Below are 26,103 nucleotides of genomic sequence, written 5' to 3'. Positions count from 1 at the left end.
GGATGAAAACTCGTAAGTGTTCCGTAGGGACGGTCAAATTTATTCCAGGATGGTAGCCGGTGGGGGCCGCGGTATTGGCGTTTCGCCATATCTTCACCACTGTCGCAGAGGTAATCTGCTCTCTGTGAACATGTTATGCTCCGGCGCGGGACGTCGCGCATGATGTGTCCATAATGGCAGCGAGTTTTGGGGGAGCCTGCTGCTCGGGAGAGGGTGAGAGTTGGGCGACGTGGTAAATCTTCATCGTGAGCGCAAGGCAAAGGCTCGCCGCACCGCGGAAGCGCAGGCCGAGGAGAACCGCATCCGATTCGGGCGGACCAAGGCAGAGCGTGAAAACGTCGCGCGCGAGATCGAACGCCAGCGCCAGCGCCATGAAGGCCATGCGCTGACCGAGAGGGAAGAACATGAAGAGCCCCGTGGTTAAGAGGTCCATCGTCATCGCCGGCCACAAAACCAGCGTGAGCCTTGAGGACGCGTTCTGGGAAGCGCTGAAGGAAATCGCCACGAGCCGTCGGCTCACATTGTCCGACCTCGTCGCCACCATCGATTCCGCGCGAAGCCAGGGCAATCTGTCCTCGGCGATCCGCCTGTTCGTGCTGGATCACTACCGTGGCGTCGCCCAGAGCACGCGGGTGGTGGGCGGCAGCGAGCGGGTGAGCGTCACCAGCCCTCCCGTTGCGTAATGCTCCTCGGAACCTTATCTGCTTCCATGGCGAACGGTTCGCCGCGTTGAAACGCGGCTTACGGTTTTCTATAACCGCACCCCTCGGGGGAATGGTGCTCCATTCCCGACCCTGCGGGTTCCTGCCCCGCCGGGCGGCCTGATGGTCGCGCGGCGCGGGGAGCGGGCGGGGCTGCGCGCTCCGCGCGGTGCTCGGACGAGACACGCTGTGACGCGGGCGCCCTAGCGCGGCACCGCCGACGGGAGACGACGGATGTCGTGGAAGAATCAGAGTGGCGGCCCATGGGGAAACGGGCCGCGCGGCCCCTGGAGCTCGGGGCCGCAATCCTCGGGACCCACGCCTCCTGACATCGAAGACCTCATCCGCCGCAGCCAGGACCGGCTGCGGACCATGATGCCCGATGCATTCGGCTTCAAGGGCGTGATCCTCATCGTCGCGCTGATCGTGGGCGGGTGGCTGCTTTCCGGCTTCTACCGCGTGGAGCCGGATGAGCAGGGCGTGGTGCTGCGCTTCGGCAAGTTCGTCGGCCTCACCCAGCCGGGCCTAAACTATCACTGGCCCTACCCTATTGAGACCGTGATCACCCCCAAGGTGACGCGCGTCAACCGCATCGACATCGGCATCCGCGTCGCCGAGGATGGCCGCCGCGCCAGCATGGCCCGCGACGTGCCGGAAGAGAGCCTGATGCTCACCGGCGACGAAAACATCGTCGACGTGGACTTCTCCGTGTTCTGGGTGATCAACAACGCCGAGCAGTTCCTGTTCAACGTCCAGAACCCCGAGGGCACCATCAAGGCCGTGGCCGAAAGCGCCATGCGCGAGGTGATCGGCCGCACGGACATCCAGCCCATCCTCACCGGCGCCCGCCAGAACATCGAGACCGGCGTGCAGGAGCTGATGCAGCACACCCTCGACCAGTACAAGGCCGGCGTGCGCGTGACCCAGGTGCAGCTCCAGAAAGTGGACCCGCCGGCCCAGGTCATCGATGCCTTCCGCGACGTCCAGGCCGCCCGCGCCGACGCCGAGCGTGCCCAGAACGAGGCCCAGACCTACGCCAACCGCGTGCTGCCCGAGGCCCGAGGCGAAGCCGCCCGCATCGACAACGCCGCCCAGGCGTATCGCGAACGCACCGTGGTGGAGGCGCGCGGCCAAGCGGCCCGCTTCCTCAAGGTCTATGACGAATACCTGAAGGCCAAGGACGTGACGCGCGAGCGCATGTACCTCGAGACCATGGAACGGGTGCTCGGCGGCGTGGACAAGGTGCTGGTGGACCCCGGCGCGGCCTCCACCTCCGGTTCCGGTGGCCAGGGCGGCGTCGTGCCGGTCCTGCCGCTCAACGACCTCCTGCGCCGTTCCACGGCGCCCACCGCCCAGACGCAGGGAGCCGCCCGATGAAGAATCACGTTTTCGGTGGCGTGCTCGCCGTCCTCGCGGTGATCGCCCTGGTGGTCGTCTATTCGTCCGCCTTCATCGTCAACCAGACCCAGCAGGCCCTGGTGCTGCGCCTCGGCGAGCCCTTGGAGCCGGTCACCACCCCCGGCCTGCACTGGAAGGCGCCCTTCGTCGACAGCGTCGTCTATATCGACAACCGCATCCTCGACCTGGAGAACCCCTCCCAGGAAGTGATCGCCGCGGACCAGAAGCGCATCGTGGTGGACGCCTTCGCGCGCTACCGCATCACCAACCCGCTGCGCTTCTACCAGGCGGTCGGCACCGTGGAGGCGGCCAACTCCCGCCTCGCCACGGTGCTCAACTCCGCCCTGCGCCGCGTGCTGGGCGAGAACACCTTCATCGCCGTGGTGCGCGACCAGCGCGAGAACCTGATGCGCCAGATCGGCGAGCAGGTGAACCGCGAGGCGGCGAGCTTCGGCATCACCGTGGTCGACGTGCGCATTCGCCGCGCGGACCTGCCGGAGGCGAACAGCCAGGCCGTGTTCCAGCGGATGCAGACCGAGCGCCAGCGCGAAGCCGCCGAGATCCGCGCCCAGGGCAACGAGGCCGCCCAGCGCCTGCGCGCCCGCGCCGACCGCGAGGCCGCCATCGTCCTGGCCGAGGCCAACTCCAAGGGCGAGCAGATGCGCGGCGAAGGCGACGCCGAACGCAACCGCATCTTCGCCGATGCATTCGGCCGCGACCCCGACTTCTTCACCTTCTACCGCACCATGCAGGCGTACGAGGCCAGCATGAAGTCGGCCGACACCCGGCTGGTGGTGAGCCCGGATTCGAGCTTCTTCCGCTACTTCCGGGATCCGTTCGGCGGCGTTGCGCCGAAGCCGGCCGCGCACTGAAACTGGCTCCGGGGGCGGCATGACCGACCTTCTTGCCGCCCTCGGCCTTCTGCTCGCCATCGAGGGCCTGTGCCTCGCGGCCTTCCCCGCAGCTTGGCGGCGCGCCATGCGCGCCGTCATGGATGCGCCGGAGGGCCCGATGCGCATCGCCGGCCTCGCGGTCGGCGCACTGGGGGTGCTGGTGGTCTTCCTGGTCCGCTCCGGCCCCCACTGAAAAGCCGGCCATGGCTGTTGCTCCGCGGCTCACGGTTTCGGCGCTGATGCCTGCGTGCGCGCCGGCGCCACTGCCCCGCCGCTTCCGTCCGGCGCCCCCCACGTGCGCCGAACCTGTCGGAGGGATGTGAAGGGGGCGTGCGCATTTGGCCTTGCGCGCCGGCCGCGCCCGGCGCAGCCTCCGCAGGTCGCCGCAGCTCCGAGGAGACCGATGTCCCTGTTCCGACGCATCCTTCGCCGCCGGCCGCTGGCGGTTGCCGCCCTGGCCCTGTCCCTGGCTGCGCCCCTCCTCGCGGGTAGCCCTCTGGCGGCCGCGCCGGGCAAGGGCCCCGACACCGTGGCTGATGTGGCCGAGCGCGTCATGGACGCGGTCGTGAACATCTCCACCTCGCAGACCGTCGCGGCCTCGCGCAGCGTGCCCACTCCGCAGCTGCCTCCCGGCTCCCCGTTCGAGGATTTCTTCGACGAATTCTTCAAGCATCGGCAGGAGGACGGCGGGGAAAGCCGCTCACGGCGCGTGTCCTCCCTCGGCTCGGGTTTCGTGATCGATCCCTCCGGACTGATCGTGACCAACAACCACGTCATCTCCGACGCCGACGAGATCTACGCCAATTTCAACGACGGCACCAAGTTGAAGGCGGAGCTGATCGGCCGAGACACCAAGACCGATCTTGCGCTCTTGAAGGTGAAGCCTGAAAAGCCGCTCACCGCCGTGAAGTTCGGCAATTCGGAAAAGCTGCGGGTGGGCGACTGGGTGATGGCCATCGGCAACCCCTTCGGGCTCGGCGGCACGCTGACAGTGGGCGTGGTTTCCGCCCGCAACCGCGACATCAATTCCGGCCCCTACGACAACTTCATCCAGACCGACGCAGCGATTAACCGCGGCAATTCCGGCGGCCCCCTGTTCAACATGGAAGGCGAGGTGGTGGGCATCAACACCGCCATCATCTCCCCCTCGGGCGGCTCCATCGGCATCGGCTTCGCCGTGCCCTCCGCCACCGCCCAGCCGGTGATCGCGCAGCTCGAGCAGTTCAAGGAGGTCCGTCGCGGCTGGATCGGCGTGCGCATCCAGTCGGTCACAGACGACCTTGCGGAGAGCCTGGGCATCGGCAAGCCGCGCGGCGCCCTGGTGGGCGTAGTGAACGAGGGCGGCCCGGCAGCGAAGGCGGGGCTCAAGGCGGGTGATGTGATCGTCCGATTCGACGGACGCGACATCAAGACGGTGCGCGACCTCACCCGCTCCGTGGCCGACACCATGGCGGAACGCGAAGTGGACGTGGTGGTGATCCGCAAGGGGAAGGAAGAGACCTTGCGCCTCAAGGTCGCCCGCATGCCCGAGGACGACAAGGCCGAGGCCAAGGCCGGCGCGGACCAGAAAGCCGCGCCCAAGCGCACGCTGGGGCTGGAGCTCTCCCCCATGAGCGAAGAGCTGCGCAAGCGCTACAACATCAAGACCGAAATCAAGGGCGCCGTGATCACCGCGGTGGAGGAAGGCACGGAGGCCGCCGACAAGGGGCTGAAGCCGGGCCAGATCATCGTGCAGGTGGGCCAGGAGCCGGTGGCGAGCCCGGCCGATGTGCAGAAGCAGATCGAGGCACTGCGCAAGGCGCGGAAGAAATCCGCCTTGCTGCTGGTGTCCGACGGCCAGGGCCAGCAGGAGTTCGTGACCATCCCGCTCGACTGAGCCGCCGCACGCCGCGGCTTCGGCGGCATCCGCTCTCTGCGCGGTGCCGCCGATAGCGGGTCAGGCGGGGTGGAACTCTTCGCGCATGTAGCCCTGCATGTAGAGCAGCGCGGTGAGGTCGCCGTGGTCGATGCGGGCATGGGCCGCCGCCGCCACCTGCGGCTTGGCATGGAAGGCGATGCCGAGGCCCGCTTCCGCCAGCATGGCGAGGTCGTTGGCGCCGTCGCCCACGGCCAGGGTCTCGGAGGGCGCGAGGTGGAAGCGGTCGCGCAGCTCCACCAGGGCCGCGAACTTGGCGTCGCGGCCGAGAATCGGCTCGGCCACCGCGCCAACAAAGCTTCCGCCATCCACCAGCAGGGTGTTTGCGCGGTGCTCATCGAAGCCGATCATGTCGGCGATGGCGGACGTGAACAGGGTGAAGCCACCGGATACGAGGGCCGTGTAGGCGCCATTCGCCCGCATGGTGCCCACCAGCTCCCGGCCGCCGGCGGTAAGGTGGATGCGATCGCGCAGCACCTCGTCCACCACCGAGGCGGAGAGGCCGCGCAGCAGCGCGACCCGCTCCCGCAGGGCAGGCTCGAACTCGATCTCGCCACGCATGGCGCGCTCGGTGATGGCGGAGACATGGGCTTTCACGCCCACCACGTCCGCCAGCTCGTCGATGCATTCCTGGCGGATCATGGTGGAATCCATGTCCGCGAGGAACAAACGCTTGCGCCGGCCGGCCTCAAGCTGCACCACCACGTCGATGGGCGCGCCACCGAGGGCCTCCCGCACCCGGCCGGCGATGGCGCGCGCATCGGCGCCGAGCGCAGGCGCGAAGTGGATGTCGGCGGCGACCTCCGGGTCGAGGATCACCGGCTCCTGGGCGTGGGGCAGGACGGCGCGCGCATCGTGGAGTGCCTCGCGCGTCACCGCCGGGGCGGATGGATTCGAAATCAGCGTTGCAACATAGGCCATGGAAGAACCGGAGACAGGACAGGAGAAGGGGACGGCGGTGCTCATCGCAGGTCCCACCGCCAGCGGCAAGTCGGCTCTCGCCCTTGCGCTCGCGGAGCGCACGGGTGGTGTCGTGCTCAATGCAGATTCCATGCAGGTCTATGGCGATCTTGCGGTGCTCACGGCGCGGCCGAGCGACGCGGACCTTAGGCGGGCACCTCATCTTCTTTATGGCCATGTGGACGCGGACCGCGAATATTCCGTCGGCCACTGGCTCACCGACGCCAAGGCAGCCCTGTGCCAAGCCTGGGCGGATCGTCGCCTGCCGATCCTGGTCGGCGGCACCGGCCTCTATTTTCGTGCGCTGACGCAAGGGCTTGTGGACCTGCCCGCCATTCCCGACCACATCCGCGCCGAGGTCCGCGAGGGCGCCGAGCGTGCACCGAACGAAGCGCTCCACGCACGGCTCGCGAAAGTGGACCCCACCGCCGCCACGCGCATCGGCGCCAATGATCGCCAGCGCATCCTCCGCGCGCTGGAGGTTGAGGCGGCCACCGGGCGCCCCCTTTCCGCATGGCAGGGGGAAGCCCAGCCGCCGTTCCTGCCCGCCGAATCATGCGTGCGGATGGTGCTGGAGGTGGAGCCCGAGCTGCTGCGCCGGCGCATCGACACGCGCTTTCTCACGATGCTCGACGCAGGAGCGCTGGCGGAGGTTGCCCGCCTGACCGCCCGCCGGCTCGATCCGGCCCGGACGGCGCTGAAGGCGCACGGCGCGCCCGCCCTCACCCGCCATCTGGCCGGCGAGATGAGCCTCGCCGACGCCATTGCCGAGGGGCAGGGCGACACCCGTCGCTACGCCAAGCGCCAGCGCACCTTTTTCCGTCACCAGATGGCCGACTGGACGCGCACACGGCCGGAAGAGGGGCTCGACCTTCTGCTCGGCGTCCTGCCCGCTCAGGCGTGAGAGCGGGCGGGGCGGTTCGCCCGGCGCGGCGCCGCGCGTTGGCGCAGGGCCGCGAGCAGCGCTACCGCGACGCCTCCGGCCAGCACCCACCACACTGGCCGCGGGCCAAGGTCGAACGAGAAATTCGCCTCCGCCACCAGCCAGGGATCGACCCGTGTGGCGAGGCCGTACCACGTCATTTCCAGAAAGCCCGTAAGCACCGCCGCAGCGAGGGAGAGCAGCGCGAAGGCTACGGGCTTCACCTCCCCCAGCACCTTGAAGGCGATGCGGTAGAGGAACAGGAGCACCAGCGCCCCGGTGACGAGCACGGGCTCAGTCACGTCGAGCTTGGACTGGATGAAGAAATGCAGCGCCGCGAGCACGGCGATGACATAGACCGCCCGGTGCAGCAGGTTCCAGCGCCGTGCGCCGAGCCGGTGCAGGGCGCCGTCCGTGGACGTGGCGCCGAGAGCGATCAGCAGCGCCACCGCCACCGCCCCGATGGTAAGATAGATCCGGAGCGCGATTTCAGACGCCGCCCGCACCACGCCTTGATCGATGAAGAACAGCGTGACATGCGCCAGCGCATAGGCCAGCGCCGCGAGACCGAGGATGCGCCGGCCGAAGAACAGCTTCGGCGCCGCCAGCAGCCGGCGCAGCGGCGTCACCGCGAGGGTGAGCACCAGGAAGCGGATGGCCCACAGGCCGGTGAAATGGATCGCCTCCGTCCAGGGCCGCGGACCGAGCCCGCCGGAGGCCGCGAGCCACGCCAGCCAGAGGGCCGGCAGCACGGAGAGCAGGAGGAAGAAGGTCTTCTCCCGGCTGAATGCGCCGGAGCGTTCGTGAAAGAGCGGCATGAACGGCCTTTGCGCTGCGGCGCCCGTGGAGGGCCCACTTTCGCATACGCCTTCCCGCACCCCGGGGGCATCGCCCCGCGGCGCACGATGGCGTGAGCGCGCGCGGGTGTGAACGCCCGGCCATCAGGCCGCAGCGACCTCCGCCGCCGGCTCCCGCTCGCGCGCCTCGGTAAGCAGCAGCGCCGCGCCGAGCCCGACGATGCAGACGGCGGGCAGAAGCCCGATGGCGAAGCGGAAGGCCTGGGGGTCCAGCGCCTTTCCGGCACCGGCGCCGAAGGTATCGAGCAACGCGCCGAACCCCCATTCGCCGAGACCGCCGAGCAGCATGATCATCATGTTGGTGGCGGCAATGGCGGTGCCGGTCACTTCGGGCGGATTGTGCTCCACCGCCGAGGCGAAGCACACCACCTGTGAGGTGGAGGCGAGCCCGAGCAGCAGCATGAGCCCGTACATGCCCGGAAGGGAGACCTGGGGTATGAGTGCGATGGCCAGCGTCACCGCGCAGGTGGCGATGGACGCCCCGAGCAGCAGGATGCGCCGCGTCCCATAGCGGTCTGAGACGAGGCCCGCCACCGGTCCCCCCACGAGCCAGCCGACATACATGAGCGAGACAGCGAAGGCCGCCTCCTCCGGATCTGCCCCGGTGACCGCCGCGATGTAGTCCTCCCCCCAGAGCGCGCCCAGGATGGACAGGGGCATGTAGAGCGCGGCGCCGACGATACCAAGATACCAGCTCTGCGGGTTCGACCACACCACCCGCAGGGCCTTGAGAATATGCGGTGCGGGCGCTTTGCCCCCCGCCGCCCCGGCCGAGGGATGGGACCGGACCAGCAGCATGATGAGCACCACGATGACGATGCCGAGGCCCCCCGCCGCCAGCAGCGCGCTCCGCCAGCCCAGAGTTTCCACGATGAAAGCGGTGCCGGAATTGCCGAGGATGGCGCCGGCCATGCCGAGGGAGGTGGTGAGGCCTGCCAGCAGGGCCAGCATGGAGCGCGGAAACCACTGCGCCGCCAGGTACATGGTGCCAACGAAAGCGAATGCCGAGCCCAGCCCCTGAAGGAAGCGGGCGGCCGACAGCAGCAGCGGCGACGTCCCCATCAGTTCCACGAACGCGCCGGCCGTGCAGATGAGCGCGGCAACCACGAGCGTATGCTTGGCTCCGAACCGGTCGATGACCGTGCCCGAGAGAAGCTGCATGGGGGAGTAGACGAAATAATAGGCGCCTGCCGCCGCCCCAAGGGCTGCCGCTGAGAGGCCGAAATGGGCCTGCAGCTCGGGCTCCATCGCCGAGGGCGCCACGCGCACGAAGAATTCATAGAGATAAAAGAGGGCGGCCGTGCCCCAGACCACCCACCCAGCCAGCGTGGTTCGATCAACGCCGCCTGCGCCGACCCGCTCGTCAATGATCATGCTGCGCCCCCCGCAAGGAGCGAAGCTTAAGCTGGAGGTGTGGCTGGCGCCAGCATTCCCTTGCGGCCGCGTGTCAGACCGCCACCGGCGCCTTGATGGCGGGATAGGGATCGTAGCCGGTGATACCCACATCCTCGTAACGGAAGGCGAAAAGATCCTTCACCTGCGGGTTCAGTGCCAGCCGCGGCAGGGAACGCGGGCTGCGGGTGAGCTGCTCGCGCGCCTGGTCGAAATGATTGGTGTAGAGGTGCGCATCGCCCAGGGTATGGATGAAATCCCCCGCCTGAAGGCCAGTGACCTGCGCCACCATGTGGGTGAGCAGGGCATAGGAGGCGATGTTGAAGGGCACGCCCAGGAACACGTCGGCCGAGCGCTGGTAGAGCTGGCAGGAGAGGCGCCCCTCCGCGACCGCGAACTGGAACAGGCAGTGGCACGGCGGCAGCGCCATCCTGGACACGTCGGCTGGATTCCAGGCGGTGACGATAAGGCGCCGAGAATCGGGATTGCGCCGGATGTCGGCGACCACCTGGGCAATCTGGTCGATGGTTCCGCCTTCCGGCGTGGGCCAGGAGCGCCATTGGTGGCCGTAGACGGGGCCCAGGTCCCCGTTCGCATCCGCCCACTCGTCCCAGATGGAGACCCCGTTCTCCTTCAGGTAGCGGATGTTGGTGTCCCCGGCCAGGAACCACAGCAGCTCGTGGATGATGGACTTCAGGTGCAGCTTCTTGGTCGTGACAAGGGGGAAGCCTTCGTCGAGGCGGAAACGCATCTGGTGGCCGAACACGCTCAGCGTGCCGGTCCCTGTGCGGTCGTCCTTGCGCGCGCCCTCGTGCAGAATGCGGTTCAGAAGGTCGAGATACTGCTGCATGGTCCTCTTCCAGGGGCCGCCGGCCCGCCCCTGAGCTTTACACCAATGCTCGGCGATCGCCATGGCCGCCCCCCGCATGGCCCACAGGGAGCGCCGGGGCAGCGCGCCGTGGATGCAACGGGCCTGTGCAAGACGGGCCATGCCTCAGGTTTGCCTCTTGCAATCCGCGGGGAGCTTGCGTAGGTTCCGCGCTCTCTCCGGCGCCCTGCGCTGGGGCGTGTGCAGGTGTAGCTCAGTTGGTTAGAGCGCCGGTCTGTGGAACCGGAGGTCGGTGGTTCGAGCCCACCCACCTGTACCACTGCATTTTCTTCCCTTCATATCTTCCGTAACATGCCCGTCGGCCTCGCCAAGGCTCCTGGCGCGCGAGGCCCCCGAAAGACGCGTGCCCGGATGCGGCATGGTCGCGAAAACCCGTGTGGGGCCCAGCGGAACGAGGCGAGGCCGGCGCGACTCACCCCTCCTTCATCACGCCCGCCGCGGCAGGGTGACGGAAGATGCGCACGATCTGCCGCCCGATCTCCTCCGGTGAGAGGCGTCCGGGCCGGTACCACAGCCCCACATTGTTCAGCAGCGTGAGCAGCAGCAGCCGGTAGACGCCGCGGTCGATGCCCGGCTCCAGCGGCAGGTCATCCACCAGATCCAGGAAGATCCGCTCGAAGGCGTCGCGCTTGGCGATGAGGCTTTCCTGCACGTGGCGGGGCACGGCCAGGAAGTCGTTCATCAGTGGCATGGTGATGGACTGGGGATCGAGCTGGATGCCCAGCATGGTCACACACGCGGCCTCCAGCCGCGCCCAGGGGTCGCTCTCCCGCTCGATGGCGGCGCGGATGCGGTCCTCGGACACCTGCAGCGCGGTGTCGTGGATCTTGATGAACAGGAGCTCCTTGGACTTGATGTAGTGGTAGAGCGAGCCGCCGAGCAGGCCCACCCGCTCGCCGATGTCCCGCACCGAGGTCGCGGCATAGCCGCGCTCCGCGAACAGGCTCGCGGCCGCCTCCAGGATGGCGCGGTAGCGCTCGCTGATCTCCCCTGCGAACAGATCGCCGCGAACGCCGGTCGCCGCGCTGCCGGCCCGTTCCTCGGTGCTGTCCGCTCGCGTGCTGTCCTTCACCTGCCACCTCGTACCGCGGCGCGCAGCCTTTCGCCCGCGCCGCCTCGCTTCGCCGTGCAGGGCCGCACCTGTCGCGCCCTGCCCGCCCTCACTTACCGCGCTGCGCCGCCCGCGCAAACACCCGCGCGCCCATGAAGCGACGCCAATGCCGAAGCGCCTCTTGCGGAGTGTAACAATCGTTTGGTACAGCACACAACAGAGCGGAGATCACCGGACGTGGCGAAACCTCTGGCAGGGCCGAAGGACCGGACGGGCGGGCGCGCGAGGGCGCCACGCCTGGCGGCGACGCTCCGCCGGAGCCACGCCCGCCGCTTCCCCGCCGCGCTTCCCATGCCCCGCCGCCCGGCCGCGCCCGCGCGCCGGCCCCGAACCCCAAGGACTCGCCCATGGCCGCCTATGTTCCGCCCGTCGAGGACATCGCCTTCCTGCTCGATCGCGTGTTCGGCTTTGATCGCGCCATGGCGGCCCTGCCCGCCTATCCGGAGGTGAACACCGAGCTCGCCGTGAGCGTGCTGGAAGAGGGCGGAAAGTTCTGTGCCGGCGTGCTGGAGCCCCTCAACCGCCCCGGCGACGAGAGCGGCTGCACGCTCGACGACGGACGCGTGACGACGCCCAAGGGTGTGGCCGAGGCCTATCGCGCCTTCGCGGAAGCGGGCTGGTGCGCGCTTTCGGGTGATCCCGAATACGGCGGCCAGGGCCTGCCCCGCGTGCTGCAGATCCTGCTCGACGAGATGCTCTCCTCCGCGAATCTCTCGTTCGGCCTGTTCCCCGGTCTCACGCGCGGGGCGGTGGAGGCCATCGGCCACCATGCCAGCGCGGAGCTGAAGGCCACATACCTGCCCAAGATGATCTCCGGCGAGTGGACTGGCGCCATGGCGCTGACGGAAGCCGGGGCGGGCACCGATCTCGGCCTTCTCACCACCCGCGCCGTGCCGAACGGCGACGGCACCTATGCCATTTCCGGCACCAAGATCTTCATCTCCTCCGGCGACCAGGACTTCGGCGGCAACGTCATCCACCTGGTGCTCGCCCGCCTGCCGGACGCGCCCAGGGGCGTGAAGGGCATCAGCCTGTTCCTGTGCCCGAAGGTGCTGGTGGAGGCGGACGGCAGCCTCGGCCGGCGCAATGCCATGTCGGTGGGCGCGCTGGAGCACAAGATGGGCATCCACGCCCAGCCCACCTGCGTCATGAATTACGACGGCGCCACCGGCTGGCTGGTGGGCGAGGCGGGGCGCGGGCTCAACGCCATGTTCACGATGATGAATGCCGAGCGCCTGTTCGTGGGCATCCAGGGCCTCGGCGTCGCGGAGGCGGCGAACCAGAAGGCCGTCGCCTATGCGCGCGAGCGCCTGCAGGGCCATGGCGCGGACGGCACGCCCGGCCCGGTCGCCATCATCGCCCACCCCGACGTGCGCAAGATGCTGCTGAAGGGCCGCGCCTACATCGAGGCGGCGCGGGCGCTCGCGGTGTGGACCGCCCTGCAGATGGACATCGCCGCCCACCACCCGGAAGCCGCCGCGCGGCGCGACGCGGACGGCATGGTGGCGCTGCTGACGCCGGTGGTGAAGGCCGCCTTCACCGATTTCGGCTTCGAGACGGCGGTGGCCTCCCAGCAGGTGCTCGGCGGACACGGCTACATCCGCGAATGGGGCATGGAGCAGTTCGTGCGCGACGCCCGCATCGCCCAGATCTACGAGGGCACCAACGGCGTGCAGGCCATGGACCTCGTGGGCCGCAAGCTCACCCTCGACGGCGGCGCCCTTCCCGCGCGTTTCTTCGCCCTGGTGGAAGCCGATCTCGACGCCGCCTTGCCCGTGGCCGGCGCGGCTCTGGTGAAGCCGGTGTCCGACGCGCTGGAGCGCCTGCGGAGCGCCACCGCCCGGCTCGCGGAGAACGGCGGCGCCATCGAGGCGGGCGCGGCGGCGACCGACTACCTGCGCATGTTCGCCCTCGTCTCGTTCGGCTGGATGTGGGTGCGCATGGCGGCGGCCGCCGCCGGCCTCGGCGAGACGGCGACGCCCACCGTGCGGCGCAAGGCGGCGCTGGCGCGCTTCTTCGTGGAGCGCATGCTGCCCGAGACGCTCGGCCTCGATGCCGCGCTCTCCCATGGCGCGCCCTCGCTCATGGCGCTTCCCGCCGACGCTTTCTGACCAACGACCGGCAACGCCCGGAACGACAACTTTCCAACGGAGGAAACGATGCTCGGAACAATGATGGATGTCCCGCTGCTGCTCTCATCCATCCTGCGGCACGCAGAGGCCTACCATGCCGATGGCGAGGTGGTGTCCGCGGCCGTGGAGGGCGGCCTCCACCGCTACACTTACGGCGAGCTGGCGCAGCGCACCCGCAAGCTCGCCAACGCCCTCGCGCGGCTCGGCCTGAAGGACGGCGACCGGGTGGGCACCCTGGCGTGGAACGGCTACCGCCACATGGAGCTCTACTTCGGGGTCTCCGGCTCCGGCCTCGTGTGCCACACCATCAACCCGCGCCTGTTCCGCGAGCAGATCGCCTACATCATCCACCATGCCGCCGACAGCGTGCTGTTCTTCGATCTCACCTTCCTGCCCATCGTCGAAGAGCTGGCCGGCGAGCTGAAGGACCTCAAGGCCATCGTCGCCATGACGGACGAGGCCCACATGCCCACGTCCGAGGCCCTGCCCGGCCTCCTCTGCTACGAGACCCTCATCGCCGGCGAGCCAGACACCTTCGAGTGGCCGGTCCTCGACGAGAACACCGCCTCCAGCCTGTGTTACACCTCCGGCACCACGGGCGATCCCAAGGGCGTGCTCTACAGCCACCGCTCCTGCGTGCTGCACGCCATGGCGGTCTCCATGCCCGACGCGTTCGGCTTTTCCAGCGCCGATATCATCGCCCCCATCGTGCCCATGTTCCATGTGAACGCATGGGGCCTGCCCTTCGTGGGCGCCATGGTGGGCGCGAAGCTGGTGCTGCCCGGCGCCCACCTCGACGGCGCCAGCCTCTACACCCTGTTCGAGGGCGAGGGCGTCACCATCACCGCCGGCGTGCCCACCGTGTGGCTCGGCCTGCTCGACTGGATGGACACCCACGGCCGCCGCTTCTCCGCTCTCAAGCGGGTGGTGATCGGCGGTTCCGCCACCCCGCCCATCATGATCAGCCGCTTCCACAACATGGGCGTGAAGGTACGCCACGCCTGGGGCATGACGGAAACGAGCCCGGTGGGCCTTGCCGCCGCCCTCAAGCCCAAGCACGAGGCGCTCGACCCCGAGGCGCGCCTCGCCCTGGAGTGCAAGCAGGGCCGCCCCCTGTTCGGCATGGAGTTCCGCGTGGCCGGCGCCGATGGCGCGCAGGTGCCGCGCGACGGCAAGAGCTTTGGCGCCATGCTGGTGCGCGGGCCGTGGGTGGCCGCCTCCTACTTCAACACGGAGCACAGCCCCGCCCACGAGGAGGCGCCTGGCTGGTTCAACACCGGCGACGTGGTGACCCAGGACGCCGACGGCTTCATCCAGATCGTCGACCGCACCAAGGACGTGGTGAAATCCGGCGGCGAGTGGATCTCCTCCATCGAGCTGGAGAACATCGCCCAGGCGCACCCGGCCATCCAGGAAGCCGCCATCGTGGCGAAGCCCGATGCACGCTGGGGCGAGCGCCCGGTGCTGGTGGCGGTGCTGAAGCCGGGCGCGAGCTTCTCCCGTGCCGACATGCGCGCCCATTACGAAGGCAGGATCTCCAAGTGGAGCATCCCGGACGACGTGGTGATCGTGCCGGAACTGCCCCACACCGCCACCGGCAAGCTCTCCAAGAAGGCCGTGCGCCAGATCATCCTGGAGCATATCGGCGGCGGCGGTCCGGACGTTTTCACCAGCTGAGGTGCGGAGCCGGCTCCCCGTCCCGCACGGCCCTTCGGGGTCGGGCAGGGCGGGGCCTCAGCCGCCGGTGCGCACCAGCGGCTCGTCCGCGCCCGGCAGTTGGAAGCGCTCGGCCACCAGCCGGGCCATCATGTTCACGTCCGGATTATCGGGGCCATAGGGCCCGTGCGGCTCGCCCATGTCCCACAGCAGCGAATAGAGCCACAGCCCGCCGGCCTTCAGGCGGATGGCGGCGTTGGCGAAATCGATCACATCGGTCAGCGAGCGCTTCACGTCCCCGTGCCAGGGCGGCCCGGAGCGCAGGCCCAGGAACACCTGTGCCTCCGGGAAGTGGTATTGATAGGCCTCTAGCGCGCGCACCGGGTCGTATCCCGGCTTTTCGTCGAACGACATGATGTTGATGGCGTCGATGGCGGCGCGCGCCTTCGGGTCCCGCGCCAGGGCCGCCACATAGCCGTGGTTCCAGCCCACGGGAATCTGCTTCGCGAATGGGCCGAAATAGGCACCCGTGTTGTAGGCGTCGATGGCGAGCCGGTACTTCGGCCGCGGGAACCTGTCGCGGAACGCCTTGATGACGCGCACCAGCTCGCCGTCGGTGTAGCACCACACGTCGCCGCCGGCCTTCACGAGGCAGTGCTTGTCCCCGTCCATGGAGGAGGCCACGCACTCATAGTCCACGTCGATGTCGCGAATGCCCATCTGGTCCATGAACAGGGCAAGGGCGCGGAAGTGGGTGCCGTTCATGCCGGCCCACCCGTCGCGGTCGTAGGGCTCGAAGCCGAGCGGCCCGCCCTGCTGCACCGCGAGCGCGACGCGGATGCCCGGCCGCCGCATGCGCAACAGGTCGAGCGCGGTCTTCAGCTGGTGGCCGGTGCCCTGGAACTGGAGGCCGGTGGTGGCATAGACGTTGTCATCCAGCCCCTCGTAGGTCACCTGTGGCCGCGCGAAGCAGAGCGTGACGGTGGAGACATAGGGCGGCAGGTTGGTGAGGTGGAAGCCCTCGGGATAGGCAGAGTCAGGCCTCTCGTACCAGGAATCCCAATGCACATGGAATTCCTGCCCCGCCGGCTGCGGCACGGACATCTTCCCCATCAGGCCCAGCGCCACCACGCCCCCCGGCAACACCGACATCTGACCGGAGGTGATGTCCACCACCTTGCCGTAGGCGAGCGCTGGCGCATCGAGCCGGAGATCGGCGCCCACCTGGCCGGTGAGCGCAAGCCCGCCGTCTACGGAGGCGAGGCGAAAGCTCTCCACCGGTCCATCGCGGCGCGCGGTGCCGAACCAGGGGCCGAAGACCTGTTGCACGCCGCCGCCGCCGGCCTTGAAGGGCTCCAGCGGCAGCCGCACCCGCGCCATGAGCGGCGCGCCCGCCGCCGCCGGCCCCAGCAGTTCCATGGTGCCGAGGGCGAGACGCGCCGCCACCGAGGCGGCATCGGAAACCGGCCCGCCGCTGACCACCGAGATCGTCACGCCATCCCCTCCGGCTTACGCGTTCCACACCCGGAAACCACGCAGAGCATAGGCAGCGCCCCCGGCGCCGGGCAAGCGGCTCCGGCGCTCATTCGTCCTGCGGCGGCGCCTCGCAGCGCCAGCGCCCGTAGCGCCACGGCAGATACCAGCGACCCTCCGGCGAAAGCTCCCCCGGCACCGGATCATAGCCGTGGCCGCCCCAGGGATGGCAGCGGCACAGCCGCGCCGTCGCCATGAACAGGCCGGGCCAGGCGCCGTGGCGGGAGATGGCCTCGTCGGCATATTCGGAGCAGGTGGGCAGGTAGCGGCACTGCCGGCCCATGAAGGAGGAAAGGGTGTAGCGATACAGCAGGATCGGCGCGCGCAGGATGGCGCGCGGCACGCGGCCGATCAAAGCGGGAAGGCCCCACCCCCGGCGCTTCGGCGCCGTCCACGGCAGCTCGTCGAGGGCGCTTCCTCCTCCGCGCGGCTCACTCGGCCGCATGGCCCGCCTCGCCGGCCCGCGCCCGCTCGATCTGGTCGATGCAGTCCACCACGGCGTCGAAGGTGAGCATGGTGGAGGCGTGGCGCGCCTTGTAGTCGCGGATGGGCTCCAGCACCTTGAACTCGTCGAAGGCGCCCTCCGGCGGCGGGCCGTTCTCCTTCAGCATCCTCAGCACCGTCTGGCGCAGCGCGCGCAGGTCCGCGGCCTTCGCGCCGATCACGTGGCGCGCCATGAGGGAGGACGACGCCTGCCCCAGGGCGCAGGCGCGCACCTCGTGGGCGAAATCGGTCACCGTGTCGCCTTCCATGGCGAGATCCACCACCACGGTGGAGCCACACAGGCGCGAATGGGCTTTCGCCGTGGCCTGCGGCGCGGGGAGGCGCCCGAGCCGGGGAATTTCGGCCGCCAGTGTCAGGATGCGCGCGTTGTAGATGTCGTTGATCATGGGCCCGAACCCGCCGGCCCTGCCGGCCTTGAACCAAACGTGATCCCCTCCCCGGCGCCGTGCCGGCGAAAGAACCGCGGCTCATCCCTATATAGCGCTGTGTCGGACGCCGGTAAGGCCCCCGTCCCATGCGCGCCGCGCAGCTTGCGCCGGAACGCGCGCCGCCCCATGATGGAGCTTCGCCTGGAAGCGCTCCAGGCTGGAAGGGTACGGACGGCATGGCCGCCGCCGCAAGGCGGGGCGCGGTTGGGAAAGGCTCCCGCGCATGCGTAGCCGACGACCGGTGACACTCCCGCCATCCGGCTTTGCGCCGCGGCGGGTCGAACGGAGTTGTGTACGTCATGGACGCGGTTGTGAAATTGTTCAAGGCGCAGGCGGAAAACGAAGAACGCCAGCGCCAGGCGCAGGCGCGCGAGATGGAAGCCGCGAAGAACGCCCGCAAGGGACACAAGCCGGCCGCGGACGGCCAGCCGGCGCCCCGCGCGGTGTTTCCCCCGCTGCCGGACGGCAGCCCCCGCCCGTCCCGCGAGGAAGCCGAGGCCGCGGTGCGCACCCTGCTCGCCTACATGGGCGAGAACCCCGCGCGCGAGGGCCTGCTCGACACCCCCAAGCGCGTCATCAAGGCCTATGACGAGCTGTTCTCCGGCTATGCCGAGGGCGGCGACGAGATGCTCGACCGCACGTTCGGCGAGATCGGCACCTTCGACGACATGGTGCTGGTAAAGGACATCCCCTTCTATTCCCATTGCGAGCACCACATGGTGCCGTTCTACGGGCGGGCCCATGTGGCCTATTTCCCGGTGGAGCGGGTGGTGGGCCTCTCCAAGATCGCGCGGGTGGTGGACACCTTCGCCCGGCGCCTCCAGACCCAGGAGCACCTCACCTCGCAGATCGTCACCACGCTGGACGAGGGCCTGCGCCCGCGCGGCGTGGCGGTGATGATCGAGGCCGAGCACATGTGCATGTCCATGCGCGGCATCACCAAGGCCGGGGTCACCACCCTCACCAGCCAGTTCACCGGCGTGTTCCGCGATGACCCGGCCGAGCAGGTGCGCTTCATGACCATGGTGCGCGCCGCCAGGGCCTGATCCGCCATTCCACCGACGTTTTTCAACGGGGCCGCGCCGCAAGGCAGCGGCCCCATGCTTGAGAGCCTCTCCCATGACCGCCCCCGCCGCCCTCTTCGCCCCCCCCGCCTCCGGCGCGGCGCTGGAGGAAGGAACCCAGCTCACCCCCAGGTTCGACGCCAACGGCCTCATCACCTGCGTGGCCGTGGACGCACACACCGGCGAGGTGCTGATGCTCGCCCACATGAACGCCGAGGCGCTGGCCCTCACCATGGCCACCGGCGAGGCGCATTATTTCAGCCGTTCGCGCGGCAAGCTCTGGAAGAAGGGCGAAAGCTCCGGCCACACCCAGAAGGTGCTGGAGATGCTGGTGGACTGCGACCAGGACGCCGTGGTCATCAAGGTGGAGATGGGCGGCACGGGTGCCGCCTGCCACACCGGCCGTCGCTCCTGCTTCTACCGCACCGTGCCCCTGGGCGCCGCGCCGGGCCCGGACACCGCCCTCGGCTTCACCGGCGACACCCCGCGCTTCGACCCCGCCGCCGTCTACGGCAAGCCGCACGACCACTGAACAGCCGCCCGCCCACGCGCCGCTCGCAGGTCCGCTGAGCAGACCTTCCGGGCATGGAAAATGGCTCCTGGCGGCCGGATGACGCCGCCGGAGCTCCCCTTCCTTGTCTGGTTCCAAGGCGGCCACCGGTCTGCTTCGCCTTGCGGGATAACCTCCAAGCATCCGTCCCGCCGGTATCGCAGGAGGGCCTTGCCCGCTGATGCCGGCGCCATGAGCGCTCCGTCGATACCGGGCGGCGCCATCGACAAACGCACCGGGTGCAGCAATTGCTGCCCGGCTCCGGCCCCCGATCTGCCGCACCGCTCCCCACGCCACGGCCACGGTTCCGACATCCGCCTGTGGCAAGATACAGGTAATGGAGGGGCGCGTCGGAACCGGCGCGCGGGCTGGGGCATTGCTACTGCAAAGCACGCGTCTCGACGCGGCGGCACTGCGAGGCGATCATGTTTCATCCCTTTCTCCGGCGTGGCGAAAGCGCTCTCGACCCCACGGGGCCCCGGCTCGACGACCCCCAGGCAAATGCCCCGCCCGTGAACGAGACCGAGCTGCGTCCCGATCTCGACGCCGCCCCGCCTCACCCATCGGCCCACCCGCACCGGCCCGCCTTCGGCCTCGCGCTCGGCGGCGGCGCGGCGCGCGGATTCGCGCACATCGGCGTTCTCCGGGCGTTGGAGAAGGCGGGCCTCCGGCCCGGCGTGGTCACCGGTACCTCCATCGGTGCCGTGGTGGGCGGGGTGTGGGCCTGCGGCCAGCTCGACGCGCTGGAAGAATGGGCGCTCGCTCTCAACAAGCGGCGCGTTCTGGGCATGCTGGACTTCGCCCTCGGCGGCGCCGGGCTCATCGGCGGGCGCCGTCTGGTGGACCTGATGCGCCAGAAGGTGGGTAACGTTGCCATCGAGGACCTGCCAGTGGTGTTCGGCGCCATCGCCACCGAGCTCGGCAGCGGCCACGAGATCTGGCTCACGCGCGGTGATTTCGTGGACGCGCTGCGCGCCTCCTATGCCCTGCCCGGCATCTTCACCCCGGTGAACGTGGGCGGACGGTGGCTGATGGACGGGGCGCTGGTGAACCCGGTGCCCGTTTCCCCCGCGCGGGCGCTGGGCGCCCGGCTGGTGGTGGCGGTCAACCTGAATTCCGACGTGTTCGGGCGCGGCACCGTCATCCATGACCACGGCGGCGTTGTGGGCCATGTGGCGGATGCCGCGCTCACTGGCAAGCGCCGCAACCTGATGGGCCGGCTGAGCCCGGACCGGCTGCGCCGGCAGTTTTTCTCCGCCCCCGACGAGGACGGTCCGCGCGGTCTCTCCAGCGTGATGATCGACGCCTTCAACATCACGCAGGACCGCATCGCCCGCTCGCGCCTCGCCGGGGACCCGCCGGACCTGATGGTATCCCCTAGGCTCGGTGCCATCGGCCTGTTCGATTTCCAGCGGGCCCGCGAGGCCATCGCCGCGGGCGCCGAGGCGGTGGAGCGCAGCCTGGACGACATCGCCGCCGCCGTGGCCACGCTCAAGTGAGTGCGTGAGGCGGTGACGACGCCGACGCGCGCGGATAACGATGGCGCCGGACTACCCTTGCCGCCCGGATGCACACCATATGTTCTACGAGCCCGCCCGCAACGACCACGGATTGCCCCACAGCCCGCTGAAGGCCATCGTGGCGCCCCGCCCCATCGGGTGGATCTCCTCCCTCTCGGCGGAAGGCACGGCGAACCTTGCGCCCTACTCCTTCTTCAACATGGTGAGCGAAGCGCCGCCGCTGGTCATGTTCTCCTCCATCGGACACAAGGACAGCGTGGCGAACATCGAGGCCACCGGCGAGTTCGTGTGCAGCCTCGCCACGCTGGACCTCATCGATGCGGTCAACGCCTCCAGCGCCCCGCTGCCGCCGCAGGTGAGCGAGTTCGCCGCGTGCGGCATCGTCCCAGCGCCCTCGCGCCTCGTGAAGCCGCCGCGCGTGGCCGCGAGCCCCTGCGCGCTGGAATGCGTGCATGTGGAAACCATCCGCCTCCGCGGACGCGACGGGCGCGTGACCGACAACTACATGGTCATCGGAGAGGTCGTCGGCGTCCACATCGCCGACGAAACCCTCGTGGATGGGCGGCTGGACATCGCCCGTCTGCACACCCTGGCGCGCTGCGGCTACCTCGACTACGCCCCGGTGGATCGCCTCGTCGCCCGCCCGCGCCCGAAGGCCTGAGGCGGAGCGCGCGCTATTTCTCCGCCCGGCACGGCAGAGAGCGCTCGGCGGGGGCGTAGATCAGGATATCGGGCTTGAAGCGCTCCACTTCCTGCATGTCGAAGCCGCAGCTGCGGTGGTGGGTCCACATGTAGGCGGAGGCGCGGGCGGCCAGGAGGCCCGGCCAGAAGCTCTGGGTGAACGAATCGCCGATCACCATGATGCGCGGCCCCGCATGCCCGGTCTCGTAGACCTGGGGCTGGAAGGGGTCCTTGGGCGAGCGCTGGGTCGCGATGTCGGGGATCGGCGTCAGGTCCTCGCGCCGCACCATGGCGCCCTTGCGCGGATAGTCCACATCCGGCACCTCGGCCTTGGTGGCGCCCATGAGGCGCACCAGATCACCGTCGAACCGCTCACGGGGCGGGCCGAGCACGTCGGCGGGATTGAACGCGAGGTCCGGCCGGCCCAGGGCATCCATGGTGGCGTTGAAGCCGAGAACGGCGCCGCGGTCGTTCCAGTGGGTGTCGTTGAGGCGGTAGACCGGCCCGTCCTTCCGCGCCTCGGCCATCACCGGGCGCAGGTCCACGAAGGGGATGCCGCGCGCCGCCATGGTCTTGGCGAGCAGGTCGTATTCGGTAGGCGAGCGCCGCAGGTCGCGCGCATACGCGGGCAGCCGGTCCCAGTTCACGGTCTGGCCGTTGGGCGGCACCACCGTCACGAACCGGCCGCCGATGGACTTCATGTAGCGGTCCAGGCGCGTGGCGACGTCAGCCACCTGCTCCACCACCCAGGGGCGCACGAGCTGGCCAATGGACTGCTCCACCGCCTGCTGGTCCTTGATGAACAGCGCGCCGCCCTCGCCCTTCATCACCCGCTCGCCGTCGACGCCAAGCCAGCGGACGTAGCGGTCGTGCGCCGCCAGCACCGCGCCGCGGAAGCCGAAGACGTTGTTAATGTAAGGATCGAGCCGCTCCGAGGCCCTGAGCCACCAGCTCTCCGCCGGGGCCGCCACCGTGCGCAGGGGCGCCGGCAGGTCGGGCGCGAAGAAGCCGATGGTGGGCAGCACCAGCACGGAGAAGAAGAAGACCGCCCAATAGCGGCGGAAGGACATGAGCAGCGCCATGACGACCCCTCCCGTTTCTCAGAACTGGAAATAGAGGAAGGGGCTGTAGGCCGCCGCCCCCACCGAAAGCGCGCACAGGATGAACAGCACCAGCATGACCGTGCTGTCGCCCAGGGCATAGAACGCGCCGCGCACCTTTTCCGGCAGGCGCATCATGCCCGCGCCGGGCTTCGGCAGGCCGAAGATGGCCAGCGGCCAGGCGAGGATGCTCACCGCGATGGTCATCCACTGCAGTTCCGCCAGCAGCGCGGCCGAGATCTCGCCCGTCCCGTTGAGGCCGATGAGGCTGCCGAACAGCATCTTGGATTGCTCGAGGGAGCTCGCGCGGAACCACACCCAGCTCGAGAACAGCACGGCCTGGGTGTAGAGGAAGCCCACCACCGGCGGCGAGCGCTCCAGCCACGTGCCGAGCCGGGTGCGCTCCAGCATCAGGAAGAGGCCCTGATAGAGGCCCCAGACCAGATAATTCCAGCTCGCCCCGTGCCACAGGCCGCACAGGAAGAACACCGCCCAGAGATTGCCGATGGACCGCCACGGCCCCTTCCGGCTTCCGCCCAGGGGGATGTAGACATAGTCGCGGAACCAGCTCGACAGGCTCATGTGCCAGCGCCGCCAGAACTCGCCGATGGAGCGCGAGCGATAGGGCAGGTTGAAGTTGCGCGGGAACTTCAGCCCCATGGCGATGGCGAGCCCGATGGCCATGTTGGAATAGCCGCCGAAATCGAAATAGAGCTGGATCGCGTAGGCGTTCACGCCGATCCATGCTTCCCAGAGGTTGGGCACCGCCGTCTTGTCGAACACGACGGAGACCACCGGCGCCACCTCGTCGGCGATCAGCACCTTCCAGGACAGGCCGATGACGAAGATGCGCAAGCCCGCCGACACCCGCCCCAGCGTGGTGCGCCGCTCGCGGATGCGGTGGGCGATGGTGGAGTAGCGCACGATGGGGCCCGCAACCAACTGCGGGAACATGGTGATGTAGACCGCGATCTCCTCGAACCGCCCGTTCGCCCGCGCCTTCCGGCGATAGACGTCCACCAGGTAGGAGATGGCGTGGAAGGTGAAGAAGGAGATGCCCAACGGCAGCTCCGGATGCACCACGGGCAGCGCAAGCCCGAGGGGCGCGATGAGGATATTGAGGTTGGTGGCGAGGAAGCCCGCGTATTTGAAGGCGATGAGCCCGGCGAGGTTGACCGCGACCGCGACCCCCAGCGTCTTCAGCCGGTAGCGCTCGGACCGCCCGTCGATCAGCAGCGCCAGAAAATAGTTCGCCACGATGGAGCTCGCGAGCACCACCACGTTCGCCAGCCCGCCCCAAGCATAGAAGACGAGGGAGAAGACCAGCAGAACGGTATTCTTGATCCGTATACCCGGCGCCAGGAAGTAGCAGGCCAGGAATGCGGGCAGGAAATAATAGAGGAAGGTGACTGAGGAAAAAACCATCGGGCGTCGCGGGCAGGAGGGGTCTAATACACGAACTGCTCGCGCAGTATGCGCTCTTCCAGGCCGTGGTCCGGGTCGAACAGCATGTCGATGGACGATGAAGTGTCAAGCCGTGCCGATACCGCGACGATGTTCCGCACCTCGTAATGGTCGGCAGCCGCGCTCACGGGGCGCTTCTCGGCCTCAAGCACCGCGATGTCGATGCGCGCCTTGTCCGGCACCAGCGCGCCGCGCCAGCGGCGGGGGCGGAAGGGTGAGATCGGCGTGATGGCGAGCAGGGCCGTGCCAAGCGGAAGGATGGGTCCGTGCGCGGAGAGATTGTAGGCGGTGGAGCCGGCCGGGGTGGCGATGATGATGCCGTCGCAGATGAGCTCCTCGAGCCGCACCTTGCCATCGATGGAAACCCGGAGCTTCGCCGCCTGGTAGGTCTGGCGCAGCAGCGACACCTCATTGATGGCGGGCGCCCGGTGGCGGGTGCCGTTGGCGTCCATCACCTCCATCACCAGCGGGTGGATCCTCACGTGCTGGGCGGCGGCGAGGCGCGCCACCAGGTCATCCTCGCGGAAGGTATTCATGAGGAAGCCCACCGAGCCGCGATGCATGCCGTAGATGGGCAGGCCCCGGTCCCGGAAATGGTGCAGGGTCTGCAGCATGAGCCCGTCGCCGCCCAGCGCCACGATCACGTCCGCGTCGGCCACCGAGGTGCCGCCGTAGCGCGCGTCAAGGCGATCGCGCGCGGCCTCCGCTTCAGGAGTCTGGCTGGCGACAAAGGCGATCTTGGGGGAGAGACCGGCGGCTTGGCTCATGGATTGAAGCGTTCAGAACGGCGGCGCAGGCCGCGCAGGGGCAGAAACACCCGCTTTCGTCTAATGCCCCGATCGGGTCTTGTCGAGGCAAAGCAATGTGCAGCTCCCTGCGTGCGGGAGGACGCCAAGGCCGGCGGCATCCACCGCCACCTTGGCGGCTGCCGGCTTTGGCGCCATCCTGGCCGGGCGCAGGCTCGCTCCGGGCGGCGCTCGGCCATAGAGGCGCCCCATGAGCCATTCTGCCACCGCCCTGGTCTACACCACCTTCCCGGCGCTGGAGCCGGCCGAGGCCACCGCCCGCCTGCTGGTGGAGCAGCGCCTCGTCGCCTGCGCCAACATTCTGCCGGGCATGGTTTCCATATACCGCTGGGCGGGCGAGATCGAGCGGGGAGAAGAGGTCGCGATGCTGCTGAAGACCACGGCGGCCCACGCCGAAAAGGTGGTGGCGACCGTCCGCGCCATCCACCCCTATGAGCAGCCGGCCATCCTGGTGGTGCCGGTCTCGGGCGGAGATCCCGGCTATCTCCGCTGGATCGCCACCGAGACCGAGCCCCTGCCGCCCGAATGAGCACTCAGGGCACCGGGTTCCACATCACCGGCACGTAGCGATACCCCTCGCCCTCCTTCACCAGGTGGGCCGCGCCGGGGAAGGGAAAATGATAGCCCGCCACCTTCATGCGCTCGGCGGCGAGGCGCTCATAGGTGCGCCGGCGGACCTCAGCAGCCTTGGCGCCGTCCATGTCGAACATCACCTGCCAGGAGGGATTCGCCACGAACAGGGCGGGAATGTTCGTGATGTCGGATTGGATAAAGAGCGCATCCGCCCCCGAGCCGAGCGTGAAGGAGGTGTGCCCCGGCGTGTGGCCGGGCGTGCCGAGGCTGGTGAGGCCCGGCGCCACCTCCTTGTCCCAGGCATAGCGCTCCACCTCGTTCTCGAACGGCTTGAACACCCGCCGCACGTTCTGGAAGCTGCTCTTCATGCCCTCCGGCGCGCGGCTGGCCTCGCCCTCGTCCATCCAGAACGCCCATTCCGCCTCCGGCACGAAGACGCGAGCCTTCGGAAAGGCGGACGTTCCCTCCGCGGTCAAAAGGCCGTTGATGTGGTCGCCGTGGAAATGGGAGACGACCACCTGGTCGATGCTCTCGGCCGGCACGCCGATGGCCGCCAGCGTCTCCCGTGCTCGGCCCACCGGTCCCTGCCCAGGCCCGTTGCCCGTATCCACCAGCACGCGCCGCCCGCCGGTCTCGATCAACAGCACGTTGAAGGGGATCGAGATCTGGTCCACCGGGAGGAAGGCGGCGGCGAGCGCGCCGTTCACCGCCTCGCGCGGCGCGTTGCGCACGAAGCCCTCGGGCATGGGGAAGGTACGCACGCCGTCGCTGACGGCGGTGACGACCGCCTCGCCCACCTTGTAGCGGTAGGCGCTCGGGATCGGCCGCGCAGCGCCCTGCCCCGGCGCCGCGTCCTGCGCCTCGACCGGCGTGATGCGGGCGCCCAGGAGGCCGGCGGCGGTTGCGCCGGCGGTGCCGGCAACGAGGGTGCGGCGCGACAACGCGGTCATGGAAATCCTTCCGGCGCGAGGGAAAGCCTCTCGGCCGGCAGCATAGCCACGCCCCTGTCGACGGTCGACGCCACAAACGGAGGCGCCGCTCACATGCCTGCGAG

Annotated in this window: 26 protein-coding genes and 1 tRNA gene; 15 read left to right on the top strand and 12 right to left on the bottom strand. The window is 69.1% G+C overall.

What is annotated here, in order from left to right; all coding sequences use genetic code 11:
• The first annotated feature begins 229 nt into the window (after window positions 1–229).
• From V5F61_RS04105 to V5F61_RS04080, 6 genes are all read left to right on the top strand, one after another.
• Window positions 230–424, top strand: a complete 195-nt coding sequence (locus V5F61_RS04105; protein WP_393990242.1) for a DUF4169 family protein — start codon at window positions 230–232, stop codon at window positions 422–424.
• Entirely contained in the window at window positions 405–683 is a 279-nt protein-coding gene (locus V5F61_RS04100; RefSeq protein ID WP_394104006.1) for a ribbon-helix-helix domain-containing protein, read from the top strand. Before V5F61_RS04105 ends, V5F61_RS04100 begins: the two co-directional genes overlap by 20 nt.
• 252 nt (window positions 684–935) lie before the next feature.
• Window positions 936–2,078, top strand: a complete 1,143-nt coding sequence (gene hflK, locus V5F61_RS04095) for an FtsH protease activity modulator HflK (RefSeq protein ID WP_393990206.1) — start codon at window positions 936–938, stop codon at window positions 2,076–2,078.
• Window positions 2,075–2,971 (top strand): protease modulator HflC, encoded by an 897-nt coding sequence (hflC, locus tag V5F61_RS04090; RefSeq protein ID WP_393990207.1) that lies wholly within the window; start codon window positions 2,075–2,077, stop codon window positions 2,969–2,971. Before hflK ends, hflC begins: the two co-directional genes overlap by 4 nt.
• Window positions 2,972–2,990: 19 nt before the next feature.
• The gene (locus V5F61_RS04085; RefSeq protein ID WP_393990208.1) at window positions 2,991–3,185 is read left to right on the top strand and encodes a DUF2065 domain-containing protein; all 195 of its coding nucleotides are present in this window, start codon (window positions 2,991–2,993) and stop codon (window positions 3,183–3,185) included.
• A 210-nt stretch (window positions 3,186–3,395) separates the two neighbouring features.
• Window positions 3,396–4,868, top strand: coding sequence for a DegQ family serine endoprotease (locus tag V5F61_RS04080; RefSeq protein ID WP_393990209.1), 1,473 nt, complete (start codon window positions 3,396–3,398; stop codon window positions 4,866–4,868).
• Between the two features lie 60 nt (window positions 4,869–4,928).
• Here the strand turns inward: V5F61_RS04080 and serB are convergent, their stop codons facing one another.
• Window positions 4,929–5,828: a phosphoserine phosphatase SerB gene (gene serB / locus V5F61_RS04075; RefSeq protein WP_393990210.1), complete on the bottom strand. Its 900-nt coding sequence runs from the start codon at window positions 5,826–5,828 to the stop codon at window positions 4,929–4,931.
• On the opposite strand from serB, the gene miaA reads away from it, so the two are divergent.
• Entirely contained in the window at window positions 5,827–6,771 is a 945-nt protein-coding gene (miaA, locus tag V5F61_RS04070; RefSeq protein WP_393990211.1) for a tRNA (adenosine(37)-N6)-dimethylallyltransferase MiaA, read from the top strand. The two genes, serB and miaA, sit on opposite strands and share 2 nt — an antisense overlap.
• On the opposite strand, the gene V5F61_RS04065 is transcribed toward miaA, so the two are convergent.
• The 3 genes from V5F61_RS04065 to V5F61_RS04055 form a co-directional block, all read right to left on the bottom strand.
• Window positions 6,762–7,607, bottom strand: a complete 846-nt coding sequence (locus tag V5F61_RS04065) for a protein-methionine-sulfoxide reductase heme-binding subunit MsrQ (RefSeq protein WP_393990212.1) — start codon at window positions 7,605–7,607, stop codon at window positions 6,762–6,764. The genes miaA and V5F61_RS04065 overlap by 10 nt on opposite strands.
• Before the next feature lie 123 nt (window positions 7,608–7,730).
• The gene (locus V5F61_RS04060; RefSeq protein WP_393990213.1) at window positions 7,731–9,020 is read right to left on the bottom strand and encodes an MFS transporter; all 1,290 of its coding nucleotides are present in this window, start codon (window positions 9,018–9,020) and stop codon (window positions 7,731–7,733) included.
• 73 nt (window positions 9,021–9,093) lie between these two features.
• Window positions 9,094–9,888 (bottom strand): thymidylate synthase, encoded by a 795-nt coding sequence (locus V5F61_RS04055; RefSeq protein WP_393990243.1) that lies wholly within the window; start codon window positions 9,886–9,888, stop codon window positions 9,094–9,096.
• A gap of 221 nt (window positions 9,889–10,109) precedes the next feature.
• On the opposite strand from V5F61_RS04055, the gene V5F61_RS04050 reads away from it, so the two are divergent.
• A tRNA-His gene (locus V5F61_RS04050) sits at window positions 10,110–10,186 on the top strand.
• 153 nt (window positions 10,187–10,339) lie between these two features.
• On the opposite strand, the gene V5F61_RS04045 is transcribed toward V5F61_RS04050, so the two are convergent.
• Entirely contained in the window at window positions 10,340–10,999 is a 660-nt protein-coding gene (locus V5F61_RS04045) for a TetR/AcrR family transcriptional regulator (RefSeq protein ID WP_393990214.1), read from the bottom strand.
• Between the two features lie 386 nt (window positions 11,000–11,385).
• Between V5F61_RS04045 and V5F61_RS04040 the strand changes: the two genes are divergently transcribed.
• Together V5F61_RS04040 and V5F61_RS04035 are read left to right on the top strand one after the other, a co-directional pair.
• Window positions 11,386–13,149 carry an acyl-CoA dehydrogenase gene (locus V5F61_RS04040; RefSeq protein WP_393990215.1) on the top strand — a complete coding sequence of 588 codons (1,764 nt, stop codon included), beginning with the start codon at window positions 11,386–11,388 and terminating at the stop codon, window positions 13,147–13,149.
• Between the two features lie 48 nt (window positions 13,150–13,197).
• Window positions 13,198–14,847 carry a long-chain-fatty-acid--CoA ligase gene (locus V5F61_RS04035; RefSeq protein ID WP_393990216.1) on the top strand — a complete coding sequence of 550 codons (1,650 nt, stop codon included), beginning with the start codon at window positions 13,198–13,200 and terminating at the stop codon, window positions 14,845–14,847.
• Between the two features lie 57 nt (window positions 14,848–14,904).
• Here the strand turns inward: V5F61_RS04035 and V5F61_RS04030 are convergent, their stop codons facing one another.
• The 3 genes from V5F61_RS04030 to V5F61_RS04020 form a co-directional block, all read right to left on the bottom strand.
• Window positions 14,905–16,320: a hypothetical protein gene (locus tag V5F61_RS04030; RefSeq protein ID WP_393990217.1), complete on the bottom strand. Its 1,416-nt coding sequence runs from the start codon at window positions 16,318–16,320 to the stop codon at window positions 14,905–14,907.
• Between the two features lie 88 nt (window positions 16,321–16,408).
• Entirely contained in the window at window positions 16,409–16,804 is a 396-nt protein-coding gene (yidD, locus tag V5F61_RS04025; RefSeq protein WP_393990218.1) for a membrane protein insertion efficiency factor YidD, read from the bottom strand.
• Entirely contained in the window at window positions 16,791–17,249 is a 459-nt protein-coding gene (locus tag V5F61_RS04020; protein WP_393990219.1) for an iron-sulfur cluster assembly scaffold protein, read from the bottom strand. The genes yidD and V5F61_RS04020 overlap by 14 nt, the downstream gene beginning before the upstream one ends.
• A gap of 341 nt (window positions 17,250–17,590) precedes the next feature.
• Here V5F61_RS04020 and folE point away from each other — a divergent pair, with 341 nt between their 5' ends.
• From folE to V5F61_RS04000, 4 genes are all read left to right on the top strand, one after another.
• Window positions 17,591–18,337 (top strand): GTP cyclohydrolase I FolE, encoded by a 747-nt coding sequence (gene folE, locus V5F61_RS04015; protein WP_393990220.1) that lies wholly within the window; start codon window positions 17,591–17,593, stop codon window positions 18,335–18,337.
• Between the two features lie 73 nt (window positions 18,338–18,410).
• Complete coding sequence (gene hisI / locus V5F61_RS04010) at window positions 18,411–18,887, top strand: phosphoribosyl-AMP cyclohydrolase (RefSeq protein WP_393990221.1); 477 nt, start codon at window positions 18,411–18,413, stop codon at window positions 18,885–18,887.
• A 443-nt stretch (window positions 18,888–19,330) separates the two neighbouring features.
• Window positions 19,331–20,404, top strand: a complete 1,074-nt coding sequence (locus tag V5F61_RS04005) for a patatin-like phospholipase family protein (protein ID WP_393990222.1) — start codon at window positions 19,331–19,333, stop codon at window positions 20,402–20,404.
• A gap of 79 nt (window positions 20,405–20,483) precedes the next feature.
• Entirely contained in the window at window positions 20,484–21,086 is a 603-nt protein-coding gene (locus V5F61_RS04000; protein WP_393990223.1) for a flavin reductase family protein, read from the top strand.
• 13 nt (window positions 21,087–21,099) lie between these two features.
• Here V5F61_RS04000 and V5F61_RS03995 read toward each other — a convergent pair whose 3' ends face one another.
• The 3 genes from V5F61_RS03995 to V5F61_RS03985 are packed head-to-tail and all read right to left on the bottom strand — an operon-like array spanning window position 21,100 to window position 24,437.
• Complete coding sequence (locus tag V5F61_RS03995) at window positions 21,100–22,188, bottom strand: alginate O-acetyltransferase AlgX-related protein (RefSeq protein ID WP_393990224.1); 1,089 nt, start codon at window positions 22,186–22,188, stop codon at window positions 21,100–21,102.
• A gap of 18 nt (window positions 22,189–22,206) precedes the next feature.
• Window positions 22,207–23,631, bottom strand: coding sequence for an MBOAT family O-acyltransferase (locus V5F61_RS03990; RefSeq protein ID WP_393990225.1), 1,425 nt, complete (start codon window positions 23,629–23,631; stop codon window positions 22,207–22,209).
• Between the two features lie 23 nt (window positions 23,632–23,654).
• A complete protein-coding gene (locus V5F61_RS03985; RefSeq protein ID WP_393990226.1) occupies window positions 23,655–24,437 on the bottom strand; it encodes an NAD kinase in 783 nt (260 codons plus the stop codon).
• 229 nt (window positions 24,438–24,666) lie between these two features.
• Here V5F61_RS03985 and cutA point away from each other — a divergent pair, with 229 nt between their 5' ends.
• The gene (gene cutA, locus V5F61_RS03980; RefSeq protein WP_393990227.1) at window positions 24,667–25,005 is read left to right on the top strand and encodes a divalent-cation tolerance protein CutA; all 339 of its coding nucleotides are present in this window, start codon (window positions 24,667–24,669) and stop codon (window positions 25,003–25,005) included.
• Between the two features lie 4 nt (window positions 25,006–25,009).
• Here cutA and V5F61_RS03975 read toward each other — a convergent pair whose 3' ends face one another.
• Window positions 25,010–25,999 carry an MBL fold metallo-hydrolase gene (locus V5F61_RS03975; protein ID WP_393990228.1) on the bottom strand — a complete coding sequence of 330 codons (990 nt, stop codon included), beginning with the start codon at window positions 25,997–25,999 and terminating at the stop codon, window positions 25,010–25,012.
• Window positions 26,000–26,103 lie beyond the last annotated feature (104 nt).

It is taken from the genome of Xanthobacter sediminis (assembly GCF_043195015.1).
GTDB lineage: Bacteria > Pseudomonadota > Alphaproteobacteria > Rhizobiales > Xanthobacteraceae > Xanthobacter.
The sequence above is the reverse complement of the archived record's forward strand: the minus strand, read 5'-3'. Positions and strand labels throughout refer to the sequence as shown.